This window comes from Thauera sp. (assembly GCF_035444905.1).
Lineage (GTDB): Bacteria > Pseudomonadota > Gammaproteobacteria > Burkholderiales > Rhodocyclaceae > Thauera.
In genome coordinates this window covers 1-8,151 of sequence record NZ_DAOMPS010000092.1, presented here as the reverse complement: position 1 = coordinate 8,151, position 8,151 = coordinate 1, and the positions used below count along the sequence as shown (strand labels likewise).

Genomic DNA, 8,151 nt, shown 5'->3' with positions numbered 1-8,151 from the left:
GCTTGATCGCATCTCATATGCGATACATAATCCGCAGCCTACAAGCGAGGAAGCCATGGCACAGAGTTCAATGCTCCACATCCGCGTCGACGACGAAACCAAGACCCAGGCCACCGAGGCCCTGGCCGCCATGGGCTTGTCGATGTCCGACGCCGTGCGCATCTTCCTCAAGCGCGTCGTCAACGACCAGGCCTTCCCGCTCGAACTCAAGGTCCCCAACGCCGAAACGCGCGCTGCCATGGAAGAGGCACGGGCCATGATGAAAACCCGCCAGGCACGTTTCGAATCGGCCGACGCCCTGTTCGATGAGCTCGAAAAAGCCCGCTAAGGCCAAGCGGGCAGCGCTGCCCCGCGCAGCGGACTTCAGCAAAGGCTTCCAGAACGATTGGAAACGGCTTGGCCGCGCGGGTCGCTTCGATTTGAAGCGGCTCAAGGAGGTGATGCTGCTGCTCATCGCCAACGACGCCCCGCTCGGCCCGGAATGGTTCGACCACGCGCTCAAGGGCGACTGGGCCGATCACCGCGAATGTCACGTCGGCGGCGACTTCCTGCTCATCTACACCGCGAACGAAAGGCAGATCACCTTCGTCCGCGCGGGCACGCATGCGGATCTTTTCGAGGGATGAAGCACCGATGAAACGCCTCAAGGTCCTGCAACTTCTGCCCGCGCTCGACAGCGGGGGCGTCGAGCGCGGCACGCTCGAGATCGCGCGCGCGCTGGTCGCGGCCGGGCATGAATCGGTTGTGCTGTCCAAGGGTGGGCGGCTGGTCGAGCAACTGCAGCGCGAAGGCTCGCGCCACATCACACGCGACCTCGGGCGCAAGTCACCGGCCACCTTCCTGCAGTACCGCGCGCTGCGCAAGCTCTTCGAGGCCGAGCGCTTCGACATCGTCCACGCCCGCTCGCGCCTGCCCGCCTGGGTGGCCTGGCTTGCCTGGCGCGGCATGCCGGCAAGCGCCCGGCCGCACTTCGTCACCACGGTGCACGGCATGCACTCGGTGAGCCGCTACAGCGCCATCATGTGCGCCGGCGAGCGGGTGATCGCGGTCAGCGACACCGTGCGCGAGTTCATCCGCAGCCACTACCCGCCCAGCCGCTGGCCGCATTTGACGGACGAGCGCATCACCGTCATCCCGCGCGGCATCGACCCGGCGGAATTTCCGCGCGACTACCGGCCTTCGGCGGAATGGCTGGCGCGCTTCCGCGCCGAGTGCCCGCAGATCGCGCGGCGCAAGGTGCTGACCCTGCCGGGGCGGCTGACAAGGCTGAAGGGGCATCACGACTTCATCACGCTCGTCGGCAGGCTGGTCGCGGACGGGCTGGACGTGGTCGGGCTGATCGTCGGCGGCGAGGACCCGAAGCGGCCCGGCTACGCGAAGGAGATCCGCGAACGCGTGCAGGCGGAGGGGCTGGGCGAGCGCATCGTCTTTACCGGCCATCGCAGCGACGTGCGCGAGATCTACGCGGTTTCGGACTGCGTGTTGAGTTTGTCGAGCACGCCCGAGTCTTTCGGGCGCACCGTGCTCGAGCCGCTGGCGATGGGGCGGCCGGTGGTGGGGTATGCGCATGGGGGGGTGGCGGAGATTCTCGGTGAGCTGTTTCCGCATGGGGCGGTGGCAAAGGGAGATGTGGAGGTCGTCACGAAGAGAGTCGGGGACGTACTCGCCGGGCGCACGGCGACAGTGGAGCCCAACACCCGCTTCCTGCTCGAGCGCATGCAGATGCAGACGCTGTCGCTATACTCCCGCCTCCATTCACAGCACAGCGCTTGATGATGATTTCACTCCCTGCCAATGGGGCGCGCCTGCCTGCAGCGAGTCTGATGGCAACCCTGTTGCTCACGATCTTCATGTTCAGCATTCCGGCGAAGTGGGCAAGCGTTCACATCGGCGGCGCATTGATCGTGCTTGCGCTCCTGCTGTCCGGCCGGTCCTACTGGTCCAGCCCGCCAGTTGAAAGCTATGCGCGCTACACCCTCTTGTGGCTCATACCGGTCCTTGGAGCCACCTTCGCACAGCACCTGCTCCACCTCGACACCGCCACCCCCTGGGGCGATCAGCTCACCCTGATGCTGCGCGTCCTGGGCGTCGGACTCGGCCTTCTGCTGATGCTGCACAAGGGATGGGTCAGTGTTCGCCAACTCGGCTTCATCGTGATGGGCTGCCTCCTCATCCATGGCGTTATCGGCATTACGCAGTGGGCTCTTCAGCCGCATGCCAACCTGGTCGCGTGGCGCGCAATCAGGATCGAAGGCATTGTCGGCAACCCCAATCCCTTCGGCTTCTACATGGCGCTGGGCATCGTGCTCTGTGCGGCGCTGCTTCGCGATGGATCGGCGACAACTGTGGCTCGCTTGTCCATTTGGGCCTGCGCGGCCATCTTCGCCCTCGGCATCCTGGGCAGTGGCTCCCGCGGCGCGGTCATCACCGCGTCCGCGGGCATGGCGGTGCTCTTTCCACCCAGCACACCACGCCGAATCGGGTTTTACCTCGCCATTCTCGGGTCGCTCGTGCTGGCCTATCTCGCCAGCGACTGGCAGGACGCAAACGCATACAGCGACGGGACTCGCGCCGAGGCGCTGATCTTCAGCTTCGAGGCCATCTCGCAGCGCCCGCTGACGGGCTGGGGGATCGAATCCTTCATGCGCATCCCCGGGCACACGGGGATCAACTCCCCGCATAACATGCTGGCCGATCTTGCGCTGAGCAGCGGCCTCATCACGCTCATTGCCTTCCTGATCGCCCTTGCCCTTCTAACCTACCGCCTCTTCCTGCTGCGAACGCCCCTGTCGACGACCTTGCTCGCGCTGCTGGCAGCCACGTGCGTGGCCGGCACGCTCGAATACTCGGTGCTCAGTTCCAACCACTTCCGCGCCCCCTGGGTCCTGATCGTGGCACTGGCCTGCCACGCCCTGGGTACCGCTCATGCACGCGATCGTCGAGCCGGTACCGCAGCAAACGAAATCAAAGGAGCTGTGACGTCGTGAATGCACTCAAGCCCGCAGTGAACGTCCTTTGCCTCAAATGGGGCACGCGATACGACGCAAACTACGTCAACATCCTCTTCCATTCCGTTCGCCGGCATCTTTCGCGACCCTTCAATTTCTACTGCTGCACGGAGAATGCCGACGGGCTTGATGCCGAGATCCGCATCATCCCCTTCCCGGACAATCCGGGCATCAAGCGCGGCTGGCCGGACATTCTCGTCAAGCTGATGGTCTTGCAGGATGGCTTTGGCAGCCTCGTCGGACCGACGCTGTTTCTCGATCTCGACATCGTGATCATGGACGACATCAGCCCGCTGTTCGATTACAAGCCGGGCGAATACTGCATCATCCACAACTGGGTCAATTGGCGAAAGCAACTGCTCGGCCGGCGCCCCGCCGTTGGCAACTCGTCCGTCTTCCGTTTCGATGCGGGTCGATCGAATCGCGTGTATGAAACCTTCCTGCGCGAGATGCGCCAGGCCGAAGACACGCGGATCTACAACACCGAACAAGCCTTTCTCACCCATGCGATGGAGAAGGTGAATTGGTGGCCCGACGAATGGGTGCGAAGCTACAAGTGGAACTGCCGTCCGGCGTTTCCCCTGAATCTGCTGGTGACGCCCAAGGCGCCGCCGGGCTGCCGGATCCTGGTCTTTCATGGCCGCCCCGATCCGGACGAAGCGATTCGTGGCTACAAGGGGCGCAAGCTGCACCACCACATGCGGGCCGCCCCCTGGTTGGCGGACCACTGGAAGCTGTAAGGCATGGCCAGCCCCCAGCCCCACGCAAGCAGATCGACGAGCGAAGCGCCGGCGTTCGCCCTTGCGGAAGGCATCCTGGTGATCAACCTCGACGACCGCCCGGACCGCTGGCAGTCCCTGCTTCGTGAAGCGGGTCGCCATATCGATGAGACACGCCTGGAACGCCTGGCCGCGACTCGTGGCACCAGCTTGCAGGGCTACGGCCACCCCCCGCTTTTCCGGGGCAGGCAACGGGACCGGACCTGGGCCGGACGCGCAGGCTGCGCGCTGTCCCACCGTGAGGCCATCGCGCGGGCGGCACGCCGGGGCTGGCGCAGCGTGCTCATCCTCGAGGACGACGTCACCTTTGCCACAGATTTCGACGCCCAGGCCGCCAGACTTGCCAGTGCTTTGCGCGACGTTCGCTGGGAAATCTGCTACCTCGGCTTCACCGACCCCATCGGCCCCTTCCGGCAGCTCAGCGCGCTCGCCCCACCGGGCGCGCTTTACCAGCTCTACGGCTGCAACACCACGCACGCCTACATCGTCCGGGACACCGCCTATGCCAAGCTGCTCGAACTGCTCCCGACGGAGGAGACGATCTGGCACTGGCTGACGCGCAACCGCGCCATCGACCGATGGTATGCCCGTACTTTGTCGCGCTACTTCACCGTCGTCGCAGTCAGCCCATCCATCATCAACCAGGACGACGGCGTGTCGGACATCACCGGACGGGCGAACGACAACGACTATCAGACCGCGATCCAGTCATCGCATACGGCCACCGGCCTGCCTTACGACTTCGCGCGCATCCTGCGCCGCCTGCACTTTTCCCTGTCCGGGTCGTACGATGCCCTGCGCGGACAGATCAAACGCCTGCGGGGCTTCTAATGAAAGTCGCGCTCGTACTGGCAAGCCGTGGCGAAGGCGGCCTCGAAAAGCATGTCGTCGAGCTGGCGAGCGGCCTGCTCCGCCGCGGCCTCGAGGTCTGCCTCATCGCACATCCCATGTACGGATCACGGCTACCCGCCAGCGTCGAGTTCCTGCCGGTCGACCTTAGCGCGCACCGCCGCAATCCCCTTGCCCTCTACCGTCTGTTCCAGCGCCTTCGGCAAGCCCGGCCCCAGATCATCCACGCACATGGCAGCAAGGCGGCCAGCATGATTTCGCCGCTCCTCCCCTTCCTGCCGAACATACGCAGCGTGGCCACCTTGCACAGCAGAAAGAAGAATGTCCGCATGTTCTCGAGGTTCGAGCGAGTCATTGCGGTGAGCCGGATCGCGGCCGCAAACCTCAAGCACCCGGGCATTCGAATCATCCACAACGGGATCGCCCCGGATACCGGCGTGGCGGCACCGGCCTTCGACGCCTGGCAGACAGTTGGCGCACGCCCGCGCGTGCTCGCAATCGGGCGCCTCGTGCCGGTGAAGGGCTTCGACCTGCTGATCCACGCCTGGAAGAACGTCGATGCGCAATTGGCCATTGCCGGAGAAGGCTTCGAGCGCACACACCTGGAACGCCTGATAAAGGAAACCGGGCAGCAGGACAAGATCGTGCTGCTGGGCCAACGCAATGATGTGCATGCCCTCTTGAGCGCAGCCCACCTCTTGGTCATCTCCTCGCATTACGAGGGCGGGCCCTATACGCTGGTCGAGGCACTTCAGCACCGCGTTCCCGTCGTATCGAGCGCAGTCGGGGCAGCCGTCGAAATTCTGCCGGAGCACTTCATCTGCGCCACAGGCGACCCGGCTGCGCTTGCCGAGCGAGTCACGAGCGCACTCAAGGATATGGAACAGACGAGGCGCGCGCACGAGCCTGCTTTCCGCTATGCACTCACCGAACTGACCTTCGAGCACCTGCTGGACAGTACGATCTCGGTCTATGAAGAACTCTTGAACCGGCAGTGATCCAGCCCCTGTCCGCCTCGCCCCCTCGTATTCAGGACCGCCCAATGAGCATCCGCGTCAAATTTGTCAGCCGGGTCGACCCACGCGAATGGACACGCTATTTCCCTGGCGAGGATGGGCGCTGGGGGGCTTGCCATTTCCTGTTCGATCGCGATGAGCGGCACTACGACTGGCTCGTCGCCTACGATGACGTTGCGCCCGCGAAAGGCCAGAACCGAGAGTCCGCGCACGAGCTGCTTGCCTGCCCCGATGAGCAGACCCTCCTCGTGACGACGGAGCCCTCGTCGATCAAGGCCTACGGCAAGGCGTTCGCGGCACAGTTCGGCCATGTGCTGACCAGCCAGCCTGCTTGGGCCTTGCCCCATCGCCGGCGGCATTTTCAACAGGCCGCCAACCATTGGTTCTACGGCAGCGCACCCGATCACTGGATGGATCGCAAGACCCTCGTCGCCGGCCCCTCGGTGGCAGACAAGGCCGGGGACATTTCGGCCGTGTTTTCCGCCAAGCGACAGTCACACACGCTGCACGCGCAACGCTATCGCTTCATCCAGGCTTTGGTGCAACAGCTGCCCGAAATCGAGCTTTTCGGCCGCGGCGCCAGGCCCATGAACGACAAGGCCGAGGCCTTGAGTCCGTTCCGCTATCACCTCGCGGTCGAGAATCACGTCGCCCCGCATCACATCACCGAAAAGCTGACCGACTGCTTTCTGGGACGGTGCCTGCCCTTCTATGTCGGCGCCCCCAACGCGGCGGACTATTTCCCCGAGGGCAGCTTCATCCCGCTCGACATCGACGACCCGGTCGCTGCCGCTCAGACGATTCGGGATGCGATCCGCGACCATGCCTGGGAAAAGCGCCTCGACCTGATCGACGAGGCGCGGCGCCGAGTCCTCGAAGACCATCATCTTTTTGCCGTCATCGAGCGCATCATCCGTCAGTCCGGCACGGCAACGGCTTCACCCTCCCAGCAGCAGACGATCTACGGTCGCCACGCCTGGCGTCGCAAGTTCAAGTTGAGCGCGGCGCGCTACATGGCCGAGAAGGTGTATGTCAGAGCCAGAGCCATCGCAGAAAAGCATCGATTCCACCGCCAGCGTGGGTCCTGAACCTGAACAGGCAGACAGTCTGATGAAAAGAATCGCCCTCATCACCGGCATCACCGGCCAGGACGGCTCCTACCTCGCCGAATTCCTGCTCGCCAAAGGCTACGAAGTCCACGGCATCAAGCGCCGCGCCTCGAGCTTCAACACCCAGCGCATCGACCACCTCTATCAGGACCCCCACACGCCCGACCCGCGCATGGTGCTGCACTACGGCGACCTCACCGACTCGTCCAACCTCACCCGCATCCTGCAGCAGGTGCAGCCCGACGAGGTCTATAACCTCGGCGCGCAGTCGCACGTAGCAGTGAGCTTCGAGTCGCCCGAATACACCGCCGACGTCGACGCCATGGGCACGCTGCGCCTGCTTGAGGCCATCCGCCTGCTCGGCCTGGACAAGAAGACACGCTTCTACCAGGCCTCCACCTCCGAGCTCTACGGCCTGGTGCAGGAGATCCCGCAGAAGGAAACCACCCCCTTCTACCCGCGCAGCCCCTACGCGGTGGCCAAGCTCTACGCCTACTGGATCACGGTGAACTACCGCGAGGCCTACGGCATGTATGCCTGCAACGGCATCCTGTTCAACCACGAGAGCCCGCGCCGCGGCGAGACCTTCGTCACACGCAAGGTCACCCGCGGCCTGGCCAACATCGCGCAAGGGCTGGAGGATTGCCTGTACATGGGCAACATGGACGCGCTGCGCGACTGGGGCCACGCCAAGGACTACGTGCGCATGCAGTGGATGATGCTGCAGCAGGATCAGCCGGAAGACTTCGTGATCGCCACCGGGGTGCAGTATTCGGTGCGCGAGTTCATCCGCTGGTCGGCGGCAGAACTGGGGATCACGCTGCGTTTCGAGGGCAAGGGCGTGGAAGAGCACGCGGTGGTCGAGCACGTTCAGGGAGACAAGGCCCCCGCGCTCAAGGCCGGCGACATCATCGTGCGTGTCGATCCGCGCTACTTCCGCCCCGCCGAGGTCGAGACCCTGCTCGGCGACCCGAGCAAGGCCAAGGACAAGCTCGGCTGGACGCCGGAGATCACTGTGCAGGAGATGTGCGCCGAGATGGTCGCCGAAGACCTCAAGGTGGCACAGCGGCATGCCTTCCTGAAGGCCCACGGGCACGATGTGCCGGTCGCCACGGAGAACTGACCCCCATGAACCTCACCGACACCGTCTTCGTCGCCGGCCATCGTGGCATGGTCGGCTCGGCCATCGTGCGCCGGCTGCAGGCGCTGGGCTGCACCAACATCCTCACCGCCGGCCGCGATGAACTCGACCTCTCCGACCAGCACGCGGTCAACGCCTTCTTCGCAGCCCATCGCATCGACCAGGTCTACCTGGCCGCCGCCAAGGTCGGCGGAATCCACGCCAACAACACCTACCCGGCCGAGTTCATCCACCAGAACCTGATGATCG

Annotated in this window: 10 protein-coding genes; all 10 read left to right on the top strand. The window is 64.5% G+C overall.

Features of this window, described 5'->3' with window-relative positions; translation table 11 throughout:
- The coding region (locus tag PLC66_RS21500) for a type II toxin-antitoxin system RelB/DinJ family antitoxin (RefSeq protein WP_503012256.1) at window positions 1-328 on the top strand (328 nt) is incomplete at its 5' end.
- The gene (locus PLC66_RS21495; protein WP_324544235.1) at window positions 306-626 is read left to right on the top strand and encodes a type II toxin-antitoxin system YafQ family toxin; all 321 of its coding nucleotides are present in this window, start codon (window positions 306-308) and stop codon (window positions 624-626) included. The genes PLC66_RS21500 and PLC66_RS21495, both read left to right, overlap by 23 nt.
- A 7-nt stretch (window positions 627-633) precedes the next feature.
- Window positions 634-1,773: a glycosyltransferase family 4 protein gene (locus tag PLC66_RS21490; protein WP_324544234.1), complete on the top strand. Its 1,140-nt coding sequence runs from the start codon at window positions 634-636 to the stop codon at window positions 1,771-1,773.
- A 50-nt stretch (window positions 1,774-1,823) separates the two neighbouring features.
- Window positions 1,824-2,987 carry an O-antigen ligase family protein gene (locus PLC66_RS21485; protein WP_324544233.1) on the top strand — a complete coding sequence of 388 codons (1,164 nt, stop codon included), beginning with the start codon at window positions 1,824-1,826 and terminating at the stop codon, window positions 2,985-2,987.
- On the top strand, window positions 2,984-3,748 hold the full coding sequence (locus tag PLC66_RS21480) for a hypothetical protein (protein ID WP_324544232.1): 765 nt from the start codon (window positions 2,984-2,986) through the stop codon (window positions 3,746-3,748). Before PLC66_RS21485 ends, PLC66_RS21480 begins: the two co-directional genes overlap by 4 nt.
- A gap of 3 nt (window positions 3,749-3,751) precedes the next feature.
- The gene (locus tag PLC66_RS21475) at window positions 3,752-4,618 is read left to right on the top strand and encodes a glycosyltransferase family 25 protein (protein ID WP_324544231.1); all 867 of its coding nucleotides are present in this window, start codon (window positions 3,752-3,754) and stop codon (window positions 4,616-4,618) included.
- Window positions 4,618-5,634: a glycosyltransferase gene (locus PLC66_RS21470; RefSeq protein ID WP_324544230.1), complete on the top strand. Its 1,017-nt coding sequence runs from the start codon at window positions 4,618-4,620 to the stop codon at window positions 5,632-5,634. The genes PLC66_RS21475 and PLC66_RS21470 overlap by 1 nt, the downstream gene beginning before the upstream one ends.
- A gap of 44 nt (window positions 5,635-5,678) precedes the next feature.
- Window positions 5,679-6,740 (top strand): glycosyltransferase family 10 domain-containing protein, encoded by a 1,062-nt coding sequence (locus PLC66_RS21465; RefSeq protein ID WP_324544229.1) that lies wholly within the window; start codon window positions 5,679-5,681, stop codon window positions 6,738-6,740.
- A gap of 22 nt (window positions 6,741-6,762) precedes the next feature.
- A complete protein-coding gene (gene gmd / locus PLC66_RS21460) occupies window positions 6,763-7,884 on the top strand; it encodes a GDP-mannose 4,6-dehydratase (protein ID WP_324544228.1) in 1,122 nt (373 codons plus the stop codon).
- Window positions 7,885-7,889: 5 nt separating this feature from the next.
- Window positions 7,890-8,151: NAD-dependent epimerase/dehydratase family protein (locus PLC66_RS21455; protein WP_324544227.1), on the top strand; the 262-nt coding region annotated here is incomplete at its 3' end.

Bases quoted from the DNA above. Each gene is read 5' to 3' on its own strand.
- PLC66_RS21495 (WP_324544235.1), top strand. From the start codon at position 306: ATGAGCTCGAAAAAGCCCGCTAAGGCCAAGCGGGCAGCGCTGCCCCGC.
- PLC66_RS21490 (WP_324544234.1), top strand. From the start codon at position 634: ATGAAACGCCTCAAGGTCCTGCAACTTCTGCCCGCGCTCGACAGCGGG.
- PLC66_RS21485 (WP_324544233.1), top strand. From the start codon at position 1,824: ATGGCAACCCTGTTGCTCACGATCTTCATGTTCAGCATTCCGGCGAAG.
- PLC66_RS21475 (WP_324544231.1), top strand. From the start codon at position 3,752: ATGGCCAGCCCCCAGCCCCACGCAAGCAGATCGACGAGCGAAGCGCCG.
- PLC66_RS21470 (WP_324544230.1), top strand. From the start codon at position 4,618: ATGAAAGTCGCGCTCGTACTGGCAAGCCGTGGCGAAGGCGGCCTCGAA.
- PLC66_RS21465 (WP_324544229.1), top strand. From the start codon at position 5,679: ATGAGCATCCGCGTCAAATTTGTCAGCCGGGTCGACCCACGCGAATGG.
- gmd (WP_324544228.1), top strand. From the start codon at position 6,763: ATGAAAAGAATCGCCCTCATCACCGGCATCACCGGCCAGGACGGCTCC.